Below are 16,412 nucleotides of genomic sequence, written 5' to 3'. Positions count from 1 at the left end.
GTGCTGTGCAAGCCCGGTTCGATCAAGCCGCACACCCAGTTCGAGGGTGAGGTGTACATCCTGAGCAAGGACGAGGGCGGCCGTCACACGCCGTTCTTCAAGGGCTACCGTCCGCAGTTCTACTTCCGCACGACCGACGTGACCGGCGCCTGCGAGCTGCCTGAGGGCGTGGAGATGGTGATGCCGGGCGACAACGTGAAGATGGTGGTCGAGTTGATCAACCCGATCGCGATGGACGAAGGCCTGCGTTTCGCGATCCGTGAAGGTGGCCGTACCGTTGGCGCCGGCGTGGTCGCCAAGATCATCAAGTAACGCAGTACGGCAGGTCGCATTGTTGCGAGCGACCTTGCCGGTACCACAAGCATCAATCCCGGCAGGGCGGCGTCAGCCGCCGTTGCCTTTTTCAGAACCAGTCAAATACGCCAGTAGCTCAATTGGCAGAGCAGCGGTCTCCAAAACCGCAGGTTGGGGGTTCAAGTCCCTCCTGGCGTGCCAAATGCGGAAGGTCGATTGAACAGCAAGGCTGAACAACACAAGTCCGCCGACGCCGGCGATATTCTGAAGTACGTGGTGGCGGTGCTCCTGGTCGTCGCCGGTATCTTTGCGTTCTACTGGTTCGAGCAGTTGCCGGGCGCGTTGCGCGCCTTGTTCGTGGCCGCGGGCCTGGTCGCCGGTGTGGCGGTCTTCCTGAGCAGCCACCTGGGTGGGCAAACCCTGCAGTTCCTCTCGGAGTCGCGCTTCGAGTTGCGCAAGGTGGTCTGGCCAAAGCGCCAGGAAGCAACGCGCACCACGTGGGTGGTGGTTTTGGCAGTCGTGATTCTGAGCCTGATCATGGCCGGGTTCGACGTGGTCATCCAGGCGGCCGTGAAATGGCTACTGGGACGGTGAGGAGATGACACAGGTGCAGACGCCAGGCAACAACGTGGACAACGGCGGCGACGACGCGAACAGCAACAAGCGTTGGTACGTCGTCCACGCCTATTCGGGTTTCGAGAAAACTGTCGCGCAGGCTCTGCGCGACCGGATCGAGCGCGAGGAAATGCAGGATCGCTTTGGCGATGTGCTGGTGCCGACCGAAGAGATCGTGGAGATGCGTGCCGGACAGAAGCGCCGCTCCGAGCGCAAATTCTTCCCGGGTTACGTGTTGGTGCAGATCAAGACGAACGACGAAAGTGGCATTCCGCGGATCGACAGCGAGTGCTGGCATCTGATCAAGGAGACCCCGAAGGTAATGGGTTTCATCGGTGGCACCGCCGACAGGCCGTTACCGATCGCCGATCACGAAGCCGCCGCAATCCTGGACCGGGTGCAGGAAGGCGTCGAGAAGCCGCGGCCGAAGGTGTTGTTCGAAGCCGGGCAGATGGTTCGCGTGGTTGACGGTCCGTTCAATGACTTCAACGGCGTGGTCGAGGAAATCAATTACGAGAAGAGCCGCCTGCGCGTCGCAGTGCTGATCTTCGGTCGCTCGACTCCGGTCGAGCTGGAATTCGCCCAGGTCGAGAAGGCCTGACGGCAACAGATTCGCCGGGACGAGTGGTTCGCCCCGGCAACAACCGCGAGGAGCCCGTGGTCGAAAGACTCACTGGCGTCCGCACTCGCAGGAGCTGAGCAATGGCAAAGAAAGTAGTTGGTTATATCAAGCTGCAGGTCAAGGCCGGTCAGGCCAATCCGTCGCCGCCGGTGGGCCCCGCCCTCGGTCAGCGCGGTCTGAACATCATGGAGTTCTGCAAGGCCTTCAACGCGGCGACGTCGAAGCTGGAGCCGGGACTGCCGACGCCGGTGATCATCACCGCGTACTCGGACCGCACCTTCACCTTCATCACCAAGAGCACCCCGGCCGCCGTGCTGCTCAAGAAGGCGGCTGGCGTCACGCTTGGCTCCAAGCGCCCCAACACCGAGAAGGTCGGCAAGATCAGCCGGGCCCAGCTCGAGGAGATCGCCAAGATGAAGGAGGCTGACCTGACTGCGGCCGACCTGGAAGCGGCGGTTCGTACGATTGCGGGTTCTGCCCGCAGCATGGGTTTGACGGTGGAGGGCTGAGACCATGGCAATGAGCAAGCGCAAGAAAGCAATCAAGGCCGCCATCGAGCCGGGCAAGTCCTACGCCTTTGGTGATGCCATCAAGATCGTCAAGACCGCGACCAAGACCAAGTTCGTCGAGTCCGTCGATGTCGCCGTACGCCTGGGCGTGGATGCCAAGAAGTCCGACCAGCAGGTGCGCGGCTCTACCGTGCTGCCAGCAGGTACCGGCAAGACCGTACGCGTAGCAGTGTTCGCGCCGGCCGGCGCCAAGGCCGACGAGGCACTCGCCGCCGGTGCCGAGGCCGTGGGCATGGATGACCTGGCCGAGAAGATGCAGGCGGGCGACTTGAACTACGACGTGGTCATCGCCACCCCGGACGCGATGCGTGTGGTCGGCAAGCTGGGTCAGCTGCTCGGCCCGCGGGGCCTGATGCCCAACCCGAAGGTCGGCACCGTATCGCCGAACCCGGGCGAGGCGGTCAAGAACGCCAAGGGCGGCCAGGTCCGCTACCGCACCGACAAGGCCGGCATCATCCATTGCACGATTGGCAAGGCCGATTTTGACGATGCTTCGCTCAAGGGCAACCTGGAAGCGCTGTTGATGGACTTGATCAAGGCCAAGCCGGCGACGGCCAAGGGCCACTTCCTGCAGAAAATTTCGGTCAGCTCGACCATGGGCCCCGGCGTTGCCGTGGACCAGGGAACGCTGATCCTGAAGTAACGCAAGAATTTTGAGGGCATCGCCAAGGCTTCGGCCGCGGCGATAGCCGTCAAAGACCGTAGGCGCGGTCAGCGCGTGACGACGACGGGCACGGAAGCTCCTCACTGGCAGGGAATCGCCGTCGTCACCAGCGGGACTGCTTAATCCGGTTTCAGGTGGAGTCGCCGCAAGGACTTCACCGAGCCGGGCCTGCGTAGATGGTTGCCGACCCTCCAGACGTGTTTTTGCAAGTGTTGTCTTGGAAACGGCTACCACCCGGAGTGCCGCTTGCGGCATTCCCGGCATCGGGCCAAACGATGCCGACCGAGGACCGCTCCCGTGCATTTTGTGCGGGACGGAGTTGAAGTACGGAGGAGTGCAATGGCTCTTAATCTGACCCAGAAGCAGGAAGTCGTTGCCGAACTGGCCGAGGTCGCCGGCAAGGCGCACTCGCTGGTCGCCGCGGAGTACGTGGGTCTTACCGTCAGTCAATTGACTGACATGCGCAAGAAGGCCCGTGAGTCGGGCGTGTACTTGAAAGTTGCCAAGAACACGCTGGTCTCCCGAGCAGTGGAAAATACCGGTTATGCCGTCATCGTCGACGAGCTGACCGGCCCGCTGCTGTACGCCTTCTCGCAGGAAGATCCCGGTGCCGCAGGACGTCTGATCAAGGAGTTCGCGAAAGCGAACGACAAGTTGAAGCCGCGCCTGGTGTCGTTGGGCGGGCAGTTGTACCCGGGCTCCCATGTGGATGTCCTGGCGTCACTGCCGACCCGCGACCAAGCGCTGTCGATGCTGCTCAGCGTCATGTCCCAGCCCGCCACCATGCTGGTCCGCTTGCTCAGCGAACCGGCCTCGCAGGTCACCCGCGTCGTCAACGCGGCTGGCCAGGCGAAGGCGGCCTGAGGCTAACAGTTCGGTTTACGTTTTCCAGTCTTGAAACGCAGTACGACAATCAAGTCGTTTCCAATCTAGATAATCGAGGTTTTACAATGTCCCTGTCCAACGAACAGATCATCGAAGCGATCGCTGAAAAGTCCCTCATGGAAGTGATGGAGCTGGTGAAGGCGATGGAAGAGAAGTTCGGCGTGTCCGCCGCTGCCCCCGTGGCCGCTGCCGGTCCGGCCGCGGCTTCTGCCGCCCCGGCGGAAGAGCAGACCGAGTTCACCGTAACCCTGAAGGCCACCGGTGAGAAGAAGGTCGAGGTCATCAAGGTGGTCCGTGCGATCACCGGTCTGGGCTTGAAGGAAGCCAAGGACCTGGTCGAAGGCGCGCCGAAGGATGTGAAGGAAGGCGTGTCGAAGGACGAAGCCGCCAAGCTGAAGAAGGACCTGGAAACAGCTGGCGCCACCGTCGAAGTAAAGTAAGCAGTACTTGCGTCGCCGGGTAACATGGGCGACCAGCCAAGGCTGGGGGCGAAAGCTCCCGGCCTTTGGCCGTTGTTGAGGCATCTGCGATACCAGGTAACGAGTTGGCAGTTGGAAGTAGCGGGAGATGGCGTGCTGGTGCCGGCAATACCAGCGACTTCCCACTGGCAATTTTGCATTGTTTTTGTATCCCCCTACTCACGTATCCCCCAGGCTCGCGGACGCGCGACCCGATGCACACCGAGGCGGTAGCTCACCATGACCACAGCTTCCAAGACGACCATGAGCTCCAAGGTCAACTATTCGTTCACTGAAAAGAAGCGCATCCGCAAGGACTTCGGCAAGAGCCGTTCGATCCTCGAGGTGCCGTTCCTGCTGGCGATCCAGGTCGATTCCTATCGCCGGTTCCTGCAGGAAGACGTGCCCCAGGCCAAGCGCAAGGAGCGCGGCCTGCATGCGGCGCTGAAATCGGTGTTCCCGATCGCCAGCTACAGCGGCAACGCGGCGCTGGAATATGTCGGCTACAAACTGGGTGAGCCCGCGTTCGACGAGCGCGAGTGCCGCCAGCGTGGCATGAGCTACGGCGCCCCGCTGCGCGTGACCGTGCGCCTGGTGATCTACGACCGCGAGTCGTCGACCAAGGCGATCAAGTACGTGAAGGAGCAGGAGGTCTACATGGGCGAGATTCCGCTCATGACCGGCAACGGCACCTTCATCGTCAATGGCACCGAGCGCGTCATCGTCTCCCAGCTGCACCGCAGCCCCGGGGTGTTCTTCGACCATGACCGCGGCAAGACCCACAGCTCGGGCAAGCTGCTCTACAGCGCGCGCGTGATTCCGTACCGCGGCTCGTGGCTGGACTTCGAGTTCGACCCCAAGGACGCGCTGTTCACCCGTATCGATCGTCGCCGCAAGTTGCCGGTGACCATCCTGTTGCGCGCGCTGGGCTACAACGACGAGGAAATGCTGGCCGAGTTCTTCGAGGTCAACACGTTCCACATCGATCCCACCGAGGGCGTCCAGCTGGAGCTGGTTGCCGAGCGCCTGCGCGGCGAGACCCTGGACTTCGACCTGGCCGATGGTGACAAGGTCATCGTCGAGGCCGGCCGCCGCATCACCGCGCGCCACGTCAAGCAACTGGAGGCGTCGGGTATCGATGCACTGGCGGTGCCGGACGAGTACCTGGTTGGCCGGACCCTGTCCCACGACGTGGTCGACACCAGCACCGGCGAGCTGATTGCTGCTGCCAACGACGAGATCACCGAAGAGCAGCTGGAGCTGTTCCGCAAGGGTGGTATCGAGGTGGTCGGCACGATCTGGACCAACGACCTGGATCGCGGCGCGTTCATCTCCAACACGCTGCGGATCGATCCCAGCAAGACCCAGTTGGAGGCATTGGTCGAGATCTACCGGATGATGCGTCCGGGCGAGCCGCCGACCAAGGATGCCGCGCAGAACCTGTTCCACAACCTGTTCTTCACGTTCGACCGCTACGACCTGTCGGCCGTGGGCCGGATGAAGTTCAACCGTCGCATCGGTCGCAAGGAAGTCACCGGCGCCTCGGTGCTGTATGACGCCCGCTACTTCTCGCTGCGCAAGGATGAAGACTCCAAGCGGCTGGCGGCCGAGGTCGGCGAAGGCTCCGACATCCTCGACGTGTTGAAGGTGCTGACCGAGATTCGCAACGGTCGCGGCATCGTCGATGACATCGATCACCTGGGCAACCGCCGCGTACGTTCGGTTGGCGAGATGGCCGAGAACACCTTCCGCGTCGGTCTGGTCCGGGTGGAGCGTGCGGTCAAGGAGCGCCTGTCGATGGCCGAGGCCGATGGCCTGACCCCGCAGGACCTGATCAACGCCAAGCCGGTGGCGGCCGCGGTCAAGGAGTTCTTCGGCTCCTCGCAGCTGTCCCAGTTCATGGATCAGAACAACCCGCTGTCGGAAGTCACCCACAAGCGCCGCGTGTCGGCTCTTGGGCCAGGTGGCCTGACCCGTGAACGCGCCGGCTTCGAGGTGCGCGACGTGCATCCGACCCATTACGGCCGCGTGTGCACCATCGAAACTCCGGAAGGCCCGAACATCGGCCTGATCAACTCGCTGGCGGTATTTGCCCGCACCAACGAGTACGGCTTCCTGGAGACGCCGTACCGCAAGGTGGTGGATGGCAAGGTCACCGACGACGTCGAGTACCTGTCGGCGATCGAGGAGAACGAGTACGTCATCGCCCAGGCCAATGCGCCGCAGGATGACAAGGGCGTGCTGAGCGAGCTGTTCGTCGACTGCCGCTACCAGGGCGAGTCGATGCTCAAGCCGCCCGCCGAGGTCCACTTCATGGACGTCTCGCCAATGCAGACGGTGTCGGTTGCCGCGGCGCTGGTGCCGTTCCTGGAGCACGATGACGCGAACCGCGCACTGATGGGCGCGAACATGCAGCGTCAGGCCGTGCCGACCCTGCGTTCGCAGAAACCGCTGGTGGGTACCGGTATCGAGCGCGCCGTGGCGCGTGACTCGGGCGTTACCGTGAATGCGTTGCGCGGCGGCACGATCGAGCAGATCGATGCGGCGCGCATCGTGGTCAAGGTCAACGAGGACGAGATCAGCAGCGAGACCGATGCCGGTGTCGATATCTACAACCTGATCAAGTACACCCGTTCCAACCAGAACACCTGCATCAACCAGACCCCGCTGGTCAACGTGGGCGATGTGATCGCCCGCGGCGACGTGCTGGCCGATGGTCCCTCGACCGATATCGGCGAGCTGGCCCTGGGCCAGAACATGCTGATCGCGTTCATGCCGTGGAACGGCTACAACTTCGAGGATTCCATCCTGCTGTCGGAGCGGGTGGTGCAGGAGGATCGTTACACCACGATCCACATCGAGGAGCTGACCGCGGTAGCGCGTGACACCAAGTTGGGGCCGGAGGAGATTTCCGCCGATATTCCCAACGTCTCCGAAGAGGCATTGAATCGCCTTGACGAGTCCGGTGTGGTCTACATCGGCGCCGAAGTGCGCGCCGGCGACATCCTGGTCGGCAAGGTCACGCCCAAGGGCGAGAGCCAGCTGACCCCGGAAGAGAAGTTGCTGCGCGCGATCTTTGGCGAGAAGGCCAGCGACGTGAAGGACAGCTCGCTGCGCGTGCCGCCGGGCATGGACGGCAACGTCATCGACGTGCAGGTCTTCACCCGTGACGGCATCGAGAAGGACAAGCGCGCCAAGCAGATCGAGGAGTCCGAGGTTCGCCGGGTCAAGAAGGACTTCGACGACCAGTTCCGGATCCTCGAGGCGGCGATCTACAGCCGTCTGCGCAGTCAGTTGATCGGCAAGGTTGCCAATGGCGGTTCCGGCCTGAAGAAGGGCGAGACCGTGACCAGCCTGGTGCTGGACGGCCTGTCCCGCAAGGACTGGTTCAGCCTGCGCATGAAGGACGAGTCGGCGGTCGAGGCGATCGAGCGCGCGCAGAAGCAGATCGACGTGCACGAGAAGGAATTCGAGCGTCGGTTCGCCGACAAGCGCGCCAAGATCACCCAGGGCGATGACCTCGCACCGGGCGTGCTGAAGATGGTCAAGGTATTCCTGGCAGTGAAGCGCCGGATCCAGCCAGGCGACAAGATGGCCGGCCGCCACGGCAACAAGGGTGTGGTCTCGACCATCGTGCCGGTGCAGGACATGCCATACATGGCCAACGGCGAGACGATCGACATCGTGCTCAACCCGCTGGGCGTACCGAGCCGAATGAACATCGGCCAGGTGCTGGAAGTCCACCTGGGGTGGGCGGCAAAGGGGCTGGGAGAGAAGATCCAGCGGATGCTCGACGCGCAGGCCAAGGTGACCGAGCTGCGCAAGTTCCTCGACGAGATCTACAACCACGACATCAAGCTGCACGGGCAGCGGGTCGATCTCAAGCAGTTCAGTGACCAGGAGCTGATGGCGCTGGCAGGCAACCTGACCGACGGCGTGCCAATGGCGACGCCGGTGTTCGACGGTGCCGAAGAGCTGGAAATCAAGAAGATGCTCGAGCTGGCGGACCTGCCGATCAGCGGTCAGACCACCTTGCATGACGGCCGTACCGGTGAGGCGTTCGACCGCCAGGTCACCGTCGGCTACATGCACATGCTGAAGCTGAACCACCTGGTCGACGACAAGATGCACGCCCGTTCGACCGGTCCGTACTCGCTCGTCACCCAGCAGCCGCTGGGCGGCAAGGCGCAGTTCGGCGGCCAGCGCTTCGGCGAGATGGAAGTCTGGGCACTGGAAGCCTACGGCGCGGCCTACACGCTGCAGGAGATGTTGACGGTGAAGTCCGATGACGTGCAGGGCCGTAACCAGATGTACAAGAACATCGTCGATGGCGAGTACGAAATGGTGGCCGGAATGCCGGAGTCCTTCAACGTGCTGGTGAAGGAAATCCGTTCGCTCGCGATCAACATGGAGCTGGAAGAGAACTGAGAAAAACGGAACGGGAACGCCGCGCACCGCGCGTTCCCCGTTCCGAGTCGGTAATCCCAGCCCCTTGACGATTTACTCCTCCACGGAGAAAGAAAAATGAAAGACCTGCTCAACCTTTTCAACCAGCAGCGTCCGGCGCTCAACTTCGACGCGATCAAGATCGCGTTGGCGTCGCCGGACCTGATCCGTTCGTGGTCCTTCGGTGAGGTCAAGAAGCCCGAGACCATCAACTACCGCACCTTCAAGCCCGAGCGCGACGGCCTGTTCTGCGCCGCGATCTTCGGGCCGGTCAAGGACTACGAGTGCCTGTGCGGCAAGTACAAGCGCATGAAGCACCGTGGCGTGGTGTGCGAGAAGTGCGGCACCGAGGTCACCCTGGCCAAGGTCCGCCGCGAGCGCATGGGCCACATCGACCTGGCGTCGCCGGTCGCGCACATCTGGTTTCTGAAGTCACTGCCCAGCCGCATTGGTTTGATGCTGGACATGACCCTGCGCGACATCGAGCGGATCCTGTACTTCGAGGCGTTCGTCGTCACCGAGCCGGGCCTGACCCCGTTCGAGCGTGGCCAGCTGCTCAACGAAGAGCAGTACATGCAGGCACGCCAGGAGCACAGCGATGACTTCGACGCCGCGATGGGCGCCGAGGCGGTCTACGACCTGCTGCGCACCCTCGACCTGCCGGGCGAGATGGTGCAACTGAAGGAAGACATCGCCGCCACCGGCTCGGAAACCAAGCTCAAGCGCCTGACCAAGCGGGTCAAGCTGGTCGAGGCGTTCCTGGAGTCCGGCAACAAGCCCGAGTGGATGATCATGACGGTGCTGCCGGTGCTGCCGCCGGATCTGCGTCCGCTGGTGCCGCTGGACGGTGGCCGCTTCGCGACCTCCGACCTCAATGATCTGTACCGCCGCGTCATCAACCGCAACAACCGCCTGCGTCGCCTGCTGGAGCTCAATGCGCCGGAAATCATCGTGCGCAACGAGAAGCGCATGCTGCAGGAGTCGGTGGATGCGCTGATGGACAACGGCCGCCGCGGCCGCGCCATCACCGGCACCAACAAGCGCCCGCTGAAGTCGCTGGCCGACATGATCAAGGGCAAGCAGGGCCGGTTCCGCCAGAACCTGCTCGGCAAGCGCGTCGACTACTCCGGTCGTTCCGTCATCGTGGTCGGCCCGTACCTCAAGCTGCACCAGTGCGGCCTGCCGAAGAAGATGGCGCTGGAGCTGTTCAAGCCCTTCATCTTCGCCAAGCTGCAACGCCAGGGCCTGGCCACCACCATCAAGGCGGCCAAGAAGCTGGTCGAGCGCGAAGAGGCCGAGGTCTGGGACATCCTGGAAGAGGTGATCCGCGAGCATCCGGTGCTGTTGAACCGTGCTCCGACCCTGCATCGCCTGGGCATCCAGGCGTTCGAGCCGGTGCTGATCGAAGGCAAGGCAATCCAGCTGCATCCGCTGGTCTGCACCGCGTTCAACGCCGACTTCGATGGTGACCAGATGGCCGTCCACGTGCCGCTCTCGCTGGAAGCCCAGCTGGAAGCGCGTGCGCTGATGATGGCGTCCAACAACATCCTGAGCCCCGCCAACGGCGAGCCGATCATCGTGCCGTCGCAGGACGTCGTGCTGGGCTTGTATTACATGACCCGCGGCCTGGAGAACAAGAAGGGCGAGGGCATGGCGTTCGCCAACGTGTCCGAGGTCAAGCGTGCCTACGACAACCGCGTGGTGGAACTGCACGCCAAGGTCAAGGTGCGCATCACCGAGTCGGTGGTCCAGGAAGACAGCGAGGCCGGTAAAGGCGAGCGCGTGACCAGGACCTCCATCGTCGACACCACCGTCGGCCGGGCGTTGCTGCAGGAAATCCTGCCCGACGGCCTGCCGTTTGCGTTGGCCAACGTCGAGTTGACCAAGAAGAACATCAGCCGCCTGATCAACTCCAGCTATCGCCTGCTGGGCTTGAAGGACACGGTCGTGTTCGCCGACCAGCTGATGTACACCGGCTTTGCCTACGCGACCCGCGCCGGTGTCTCCATCGGCATCGACGACATGCTCATCCCGGATGCCAAGAAGGGAATCCTGGAGGAGGCGGAAACCGAGGTCCTGGAGATCCAGGAGCAGTACCAGTCGGGTCTGGTCACCGCCGGCGAGCGTTACAACAAGGTCGTCGATATCTGGTCGCGCACCAATGAGCGCGTGGCCAAGGCCATGATGGACACGATCGGCACCGAGAAGGTCCAGAATGCGAAGGGCGAAACGATCGACCAGAAGTCGATGAACTCGGTCTACATCATGGCCGACTCCGGTGCGCGTGGTTCGCAGGCGCAGATCCGCCAGCTGGCCGGCATGCGTGGCCTGATGGCCAAGCCTGACGGCTCCATCATCGAGACGCCGATCACCGCGAACTTCCGTGAAGGCCTCAACGTCCTGCAGTACTTCATCTCGACCCACGGTGCACGAAAGGGCCTGGCCGATACCGCGTTGAAGACCGCGAACTCCGGTTACCTGACCCGTCGCCTGGTCGACGTGGCGCAGGACGTGGTGATCACCGAGGACGATTGCGGCACGCTCGATGGCCTGATGATGACCCCGATCGTCGAAGGCGGTGACGTGGTCGAGCCGTTGCGTGACCGTGTACTGGGTCGCGTCGTGGCCGAGGACGTGTTCCTGCCGGGCAATGACGACGATCCGATCGTCACCCGCAACACGCTGCTGGACGAGGCCTGGGTACAGAAGCTCGAAGACGCCAGCGTGCAACTGATCAAGGTGCGTTCAACCATCACCTGCCAGTCCTCGTTCGGTGTATGTGCCAGCTGCTACGGTCGTGACCTCGGTCGCGGACACATCGTCAACCATGGCGAGGCGGTTGGCGTGGTGGCGGCGCAGTCGATTGGTGAGCCGGGTACCCAGCTGACCATGCGTACGTTCCACATTGGTGGTGCGGCATCGCGAGCGGCGGCGATCGACAACGTCACCGTCAAGACCACCGGTTCGATCAAGTTCAACAACCTCAAGCACATCGAGCATGGTGCCGGCCACGTGGTGGCGGTATCACGCTCGGGCGAGTTGTCGGTGCTTGACGTCCACGGCCGTGAGCGCGAGCGTTACAAGCTGCCGTACGGCGCGACCATCGACGTCAAGGATGGCGCGGAAATCAAGGCCGGCCAGCAGGTCGCCCACTGGGACCCGCATAACCATCCGATCGTGTCGGAAGTGGCCGGTTTCGTCCGCTTCGTGGACTTCGTCGACGGCATCACCGTGATCGAGAAGACCGATGAGCTGACCGGCCTGGCGTCGCGCGAGATCACCGATCCGAAGCGACGCGGTTCCGCGTCCAAGGATCTGCGTCCGATCGTGCGCATCGTCGACAAGAATGGCGATGACCTGGTCATTCCCGGTTCCGACCTGCCTGCGCAGTACCAGTTGCCGCCGCGCTCGGTGGTCAACCTGCAGGACGGTGCGCCGGTGGGCGTTGGCGACGTGGTGGCCAAGATCCCGCAGGAAGCGTCCAAGACCCGCGATATCACCGGTGGTCTGCCGCGCGTTGCCGACCTGTTCGAGGCGCGCAAGCCGAAGGATCCGGCAATCCTGGCCGAGCGTTCGGGCATGGTCAGCTTCGGCAAGGAAACCAAGGGCAAGCAGCGCCTGGTGATCACCGATTCGGATGGCACCGAGCACGAGGAGCTGATTCCGAAGTACCGGCAGATCATCGTGTTCGAAGGTGAGCACGTCGAAAAGGGCGAGACCGTAGTGGACGGCGAGCCGACTCCGCAGGATATCCTGCGCTTGCTGGGTGTCGAGCCGCTGGCCGTGTACCTGACCAAGGAGATCCAGGACGTGTACCGTCTGCAGGGCGTGAAGATCAATGACAAGCACATCGAGGTGATCGTCCGGCAGATGCTGCGCAAGGTCGAGATTACCGACCAGGGCGACAGCAAATTCCTGCACGGCGAGCAGGTCGAGCGTCAGCGCTTCGTCGAAGAGCACGCCAAGGTCCTCGCGGCCGACGGGATTGTCCCGCAGTACAACCCGGTCTTGCTGGGTATCACCAAAGCATCGCTGGCGACCGAGTCGTTCATCTCGGCGGCGTCGTTCCAGGAGACCACGCGCGTGCTCACTGAAGCCGCCGTGCGCGGTACCCGTGACAACCTGCGCGGTCTGAAGGAAAACGTGATCGTGGGTCGTTTGATCCCGGCCGGTACCGGATTGGCTTACCACGCGCAGCGCCGCAAGAACGCGTCGGGACTGACCGACTCGGAGATGGAGGCGCTGTCGGCGCCGGTGGCGGCCGAAGCGGCCGCGACCGATGTCGGCGAGGAGTCGAGCGCTTCGTAATACCGTAGTGTCGTGGTGGCTCCCAGGAGCCACCCCAGATCACCAAATGAGGCGCAAGGAGCGCCTCGTGTTGGGCCCAGGGCAGGGCGGGATCAGGAATGTTCGCGGGGCCGGGAGGGTAATTTCCGGCTTCCGCGGTTTCGTGCTGAATGTGTTTGACGGCAACGTTGAACGCAGGCTATACTTTTCGGTCTCGGTAAGTCGAGCGAGCTCGGCTTTCCGTTCGTTTTCACAGAGGCGCGGCATTCTTGGCCGGCCTCTCACCAAAGAGCTCCAGATGGCGACGATCAATCAGCTGGTCCGCAAGCCGCGGCAGGCAGCGACATATAACAGTGCCTCACCGGCGCTCGAGAACTGCCCGCAGCGCCGTGGTGTGTGCACACGTGTGTACACCACCACCCCGAAAAAGCCGAACTCGGCAATGCGCAAGGTGGCCAAGGTGCGCCTGACCAACGGTTACGAGGTCATCTCGTACATCGGCGGCGAGGGGCACAACCTGCAGGAGCACTCCGTGGTACTGATTCGTGGCGGCCGCGTCAAGGATCTGCCAGGTGTCCGTTATCACACCGTGCGCGGTGCGCTCGATGCCGCCGGCGTCGCCAAGCGTCGCCAGCGCCGTTCCAAGTACGGCGCCAAGCGCCCGAAGTCCTGAGGAATTTGACTCATGTCGCGTAAAGGTTCCGCACCGCAGCGCTCGATCCTGCCTGATCCAAAGCATGGCAGCGAGACGATCGCGCGATTCATCAATATGGTCATGTACAGCGGCAAGAAGTCCGTCGCCGAGAGGATCGTCTATGGCGCCATGGACGTGATCGGGGAGAAAAACCCGAACGCGCTGGAAGTGGTGGAAAAGGCGTTGGCCAATATTTCACCGGCGGTCGAGGTCAAGTCGCGCCGTGTTGGTGGTTCCACCTACCAGGTGCCGGTCGAAGTGCGCGCGTCGCGCCGCGTCGCCCTGGCGATGCGCTGGTTGATCGACGCTGCACGCAAGCGCGGCGAGAACACCATGCCGCGCAAGCTCGCTGCAGAATTGCTTGACGCTGCGGAAAGCCGTGGCGGTGCTGTCAAGAAGCGTGAAGAAACCCACCGCATGGCAGAGGCGAACAAGGCGTTCGCACACTACCGCTGGTGATTCGGGAGCCTTGTTGATAACAAGGCATTCGAAAGCAACAAATCCAAGTCCGATGGCAGCCCAGGCTGCCTGAGCGAACCGGGTGCCGCCATCAGGCGGCGTCCGGCCTTCCAGAAATCGTAAACCTAAACGAGAGGGTACCGTGGCTCGCACCACTCCCATCGAACGCTATCGCAATTTCGGCATCATGGCCCACATTGATGCCGGAAAGACCACCACCACCGAACGCATCCTGTTCTATACCGGTGTCAACCATAAGCTTGGCGAAACCCACGAGGGTGCCGCCACCATGGACTGGATGGAGCAGGAGCAGGAACGTGGCATCACGATCACGTCTGCCGCGACGACTGCTTTCTGGAGCGGCATGGACAAGTCCATGCAGCAACATCGGCTGAACATCATCGACACCCCGGGGCACGTCGACTTCACTATCGAGGTGGAGCGTTCGCTACGCGTGCTCGATGGTGCGGTGTTCGTGCTTTGTGCCGTTGGTGGCGTGCAGCCGCAGTCCGAGACCGTTTGGCGCCAGGCCAACAAGTATTCGGTGCCGCGCCTTGCATTCGTCAACAAGATGGATCGCACCGGTGCCAACTTCAACAAGGTCGTCGGTCAGCTGAAGGCCCGCCTGGGCGCCTATCCGGTGCCGATGCAGGTGCCGGTTGGCGCAGAAGATAGCTTCGACGGCGTGATCGACCTGGTCAAGATGAAGCGCATTCATTGGGACACCGAGTCCCAGGGCACCGTGTTCGAGTACGGCGAGATCCCGGCCGAGCTTCTCGAAGAGGCCACGGCGGCCCGCAGCTTCATGGTCGAGGCTGCCGCCGAGGCCAGCGAAGAGCTGATGGACAAGTACCTCAACGACGGGGAGCTGACCGAGGCCGAGATCATCGCTGGCTTGCGCGAGCGCACCTTGAAGGTGGAAGTGATTCCGGTCTTCTGTGGCACCGCGTTCAAGAACAAGGGCGTCCAGGCGATGCTCGACGGGGTGATCGAGTTGCTGCCCTCGCCAGTCGACGTGCCGCCGGTTCCAGGCATCGATGACGACGAGAAAGAGACGCATCGCGAAGCGTCCGATGCCGCGCCGTTCTCAGCGCTCGCCTTCAAGATCATGACCGATCCGTTCGTGGGCTCGCTGACGTTCTTCCGGGTCTATTCGGGCGTGCTCAATTCGGGCGACCAGGTCTACAACCCGGTCAAGTCGAAGAAGGAGCGCGTCGGCCGTATCCTGCAGATGCACTCCAATGATCGCCACGAGATCAAGGAAGTGCGCGCGGGTGATATTGCCGCCGCGGTCGGCCTGAAGGACGTTACCACCGGCGATACGATGTGCGCGATCGATCACATCATCACGCTGGAGCGGATGATCTTCCCGGAGCCGGTCATCTCGATGGCGGTGGAGCCCAAGACCAAGGCCGACCAGGAAAAGATGGGCATGGCGCTGGGCCGTCTGGCGCAGGAGGATCCGACCTTCCGCGTGCATACCGACGAGGAATCCGGCCAGACCATCATCTCCGGCATGGGCGAGTTGCACCTGGACGTCCTGGTGGATCGCATGCGCCGCGAGTTCAACGTCGAAGCCAACGTCGGCAAGCCGCAGGTGGCTTACCGCGAGACCATCCGCAAGGCGGTCAAGGCTGAAGGCAAGTTCGTGCGCCAGTCCGGCGGCAAGGGCCAGTTCGGTCATGTCTGGCTCGAAATCGAGCCCGGCGAGACCGGCAGCGGCTACGTCTTCGAAAACGGCGTGGTGGGTGGCGTGGTGCCGAAGGAGTACATCCCGGCGGTCGACAAGGGCATCCAGGAAGTGATCGCCAACGGCCTGCTGGCCGGTTACCCGATCGTTGACGTCAAGGTGAGGCTGGTTGACGGCTCGTACCACGAGGTCGATTCATCTGAAATGGCGTTCAAGATCGCCGGTTCGATGGGCTTCAAGGAAGGCTTCCACAAGGCCAGTCCGGTGTTGCTGGAGCCGATGATGAAGGTCGAGATCGTGACGCCGGAGGATTACCTCGGCGACGTGATGGGCGATGTCAGTCGGCGCCGCGGCATCCTGCAGGGTCAGGAAGACACTCCGTCGGGCAAGATCATCGACGCGACCTTGCCGCTTGGCGAGATGTTCGGTTATGCGACCAGCCTGCGTTCAATGTCGCAAGGCCGCGCGACCTTCACGATGGAGTTCGATCACTACGCCGTGGCACCGAGCAATATCGCCGAGGCCGTGGTCAATAAAAACTGACGTATTGGCCGGCGCTTGCCGCCGGCCAGCTCCCAACAAGCTCATTAAACGATTTCAGAGGTAACAATCATGGCCAAGGGTAAATTCGAGCGCACCAAGCCGCACGTGAACGTCGGCACGATCGGTCACGTTGACCACGGCAAGACCACGTTGACCGCCGCGCTGACCAAGGTCGGTGCCGAGCGT

The 16,412-nt window shown here is 62.7% G+C and carries 13 protein-coding genes and 1 tRNA gene; all 14 read left to right on the top strand.

Annotation, left to right across the window (positions count from 1 at the left end; translation table 11 throughout):
* On the top strand, window positions 1-312 hold a 312-nt coding region (locus ACW7G6_RS14435; RefSeq protein ID WP_456998593.1), incomplete at its 5' end, for an EF-Tu C-terminal domain-related protein.
* A gap of 107 nt (window positions 313-419) precedes the next feature.
* A tRNA-Trp gene (locus ACW7G6_RS14430) sits at window positions 420-495 on the top strand.
* Between the two features lie 15 nt (window positions 496-510).
* The gene (gene secE, locus ACW7G6_RS14425) at window positions 511-888 is read left to right on the top strand and encodes a preprotein translocase subunit SecE (RefSeq protein ID WP_456978474.1); all 378 of its coding nucleotides are present in this window, start codon (window positions 511-513) and stop codon (window positions 886-888) included.
* Between the two features lie 4 nt (window positions 889-892).
* Window positions 893-1,510 (top strand): transcription termination/antitermination protein NusG, encoded by a 618-nt coding sequence (nusG, locus tag ACW7G6_RS14420; RefSeq protein WP_456978475.1) that lies wholly within the window; start codon window positions 893-895, stop codon window positions 1,508-1,510.
* Window positions 1,511-1,611: 101 nt separating this feature from the next.
* Window positions 1,612-2,040, top strand: coding sequence for a 50S ribosomal protein L11 (gene rplK / locus ACW7G6_RS14415; RefSeq protein ID WP_456978476.1), 429 nt, complete (start codon window positions 1,612-1,614; stop codon window positions 2,038-2,040).
* 4 nt (window positions 2,041-2,044) lie between these two features.
* Window positions 2,045-2,743, top strand: a complete 699-nt coding sequence (rplA, locus tag ACW7G6_RS14410) for a 50S ribosomal protein L1 (protein ID WP_456962239.1) — start codon at window positions 2,045-2,047, stop codon at window positions 2,741-2,743.
* Between the two features lie 360 nt (window positions 2,744-3,103).
* Window positions 3,104-3,628 (top strand): 50S ribosomal protein L10, encoded by a 525-nt coding sequence (gene rplJ, locus ACW7G6_RS14405; RefSeq protein ID WP_456978477.1) that lies wholly within the window; start codon window positions 3,104-3,106, stop codon window positions 3,626-3,628.
* An 86-nt stretch (window positions 3,629-3,714) separates the two neighbouring features.
* Window positions 3,715-4,089 (top strand): 50S ribosomal protein L7/L12, encoded by a 375-nt coding sequence (gene rplL / locus ACW7G6_RS14400; RefSeq protein WP_456962237.1) that lies wholly within the window; start codon window positions 3,715-3,717, stop codon window positions 4,087-4,089.
* 282 nt (window positions 4,090-4,371) lie between these two features.
* Window positions 4,372-8,535 carry a DNA-directed RNA polymerase subunit beta gene (gene rpoB / locus ACW7G6_RS14395; RefSeq protein WP_456978843.1) on the top strand — a complete coding sequence of 1,388 codons (4,164 nt, stop codon included), beginning with the start codon at window positions 4,372-4,374 and terminating at the stop codon, window positions 8,533-8,535.
* Between the two features lie 96 nt (window positions 8,536-8,631).
* On the top strand, window positions 8,632-12,861 hold the full coding sequence (gene rpoC, locus ACW7G6_RS14390) for a DNA-directed RNA polymerase subunit beta' (RefSeq protein ID WP_456978478.1): 4,230 nt from the start codon (window positions 8,632-8,634) through the stop codon (window positions 12,859-12,861).
* 277 nt (window positions 12,862-13,138) lie between these two features.
* Complete coding sequence (gene rpsL, locus ACW7G6_RS14385) at window positions 13,139-13,513, top strand: 30S ribosomal protein S12 (protein WP_036196058.1); 375 nt, start codon at window positions 13,139-13,141, stop codon at window positions 13,511-13,513.
* 12 nt (window positions 13,514-13,525) lie between these two features.
* Window positions 13,526-13,993: a 30S ribosomal protein S7 gene (gene rpsG, locus ACW7G6_RS14380; RefSeq protein WP_456962235.1), complete on the top strand. Its 468-nt coding sequence runs from the start codon at window positions 13,526-13,528 to the stop codon at window positions 13,991-13,993.
* Window positions 13,994-14,135: 142 nt separating this feature from the next.
* Window positions 14,136-16,226: an elongation factor G gene (gene fusA / locus ACW7G6_RS14375; protein ID WP_456998592.1), complete on the top strand. Its 2,091-nt coding sequence runs from the start codon at window positions 14,136-14,138 to the stop codon at window positions 16,224-16,226.
* Between the two features lie 69 nt (window positions 16,227-16,295).
* Window positions 16,296-16,412, top strand: a 117-nt coding sequence (locus ACW7G6_RS14370) for a GTP-binding protein (protein WP_155914192.1), incomplete at its 3' end; no start/stop codon positions are given.

The organism is Lysobacter sp. A421, assembly GCF_054052145.1.
The sequence above is the reverse complement of the archived record's forward strand: the minus strand, read 5'-3'. Positions and strand labels throughout refer to the sequence as shown.

Bases quoted from the DNA above. Each gene is read 5' to 3' on its own strand.
- rpsL (WP_036196058.1), top strand. From the start codon at position 13,139: ATGGCGACGATCAATCAGCTGGTCCGCAAGCCGCGGCAGGCAGCGACA.
- rplK (WP_456978476.1), top strand. From the start codon at position 1,612: ATGGCAAAGAAAGTAGTTGGTTATATCAAGCTGCAGGTCAAGGCCGGT.
- nusG (WP_456978475.1), top strand. From the start codon at position 893: ATGACACAGGTGCAGACGCCAGGCAACAACGTGGACAACGGCGGCGAC.
- rplL (WP_456962237.1), top strand. From the start codon at position 3,715: ATGTCCCTGTCCAACGAACAGATCATCGAAGCGATCGCTGAAAAGTCC.
- rpsG (WP_456962235.1), top strand. From the start codon at position 13,526: ATGTCGCGTAAAGGTTCCGCACCGCAGCGCTCGATCCTGCCTGATCCA.
- rplJ (WP_456978477.1), top strand. From the start codon at position 3,104: ATGGCTCTTAATCTGACCCAGAAGCAGGAAGTCGTTGCCGAACTGGCC.
- rpoC (WP_456978478.1), top strand. From the start codon at position 8,632: ATGAAAGACCTGCTCAACCTTTTCAACCAGCAGCGTCCGGCGCTCAAC.
- rplA (WP_456962239.1), top strand. From the start codon at position 2,045: ATGGCAATGAGCAAGCGCAAGAAAGCAATCAAGGCCGCCATCGAGCCG.
- rpoB (WP_456978843.1), top strand. From the start codon at position 4,372: ATGAGCTCCAAGGTCAACTATTCGTTCACTGAAAAGAAGCGCATCCGC.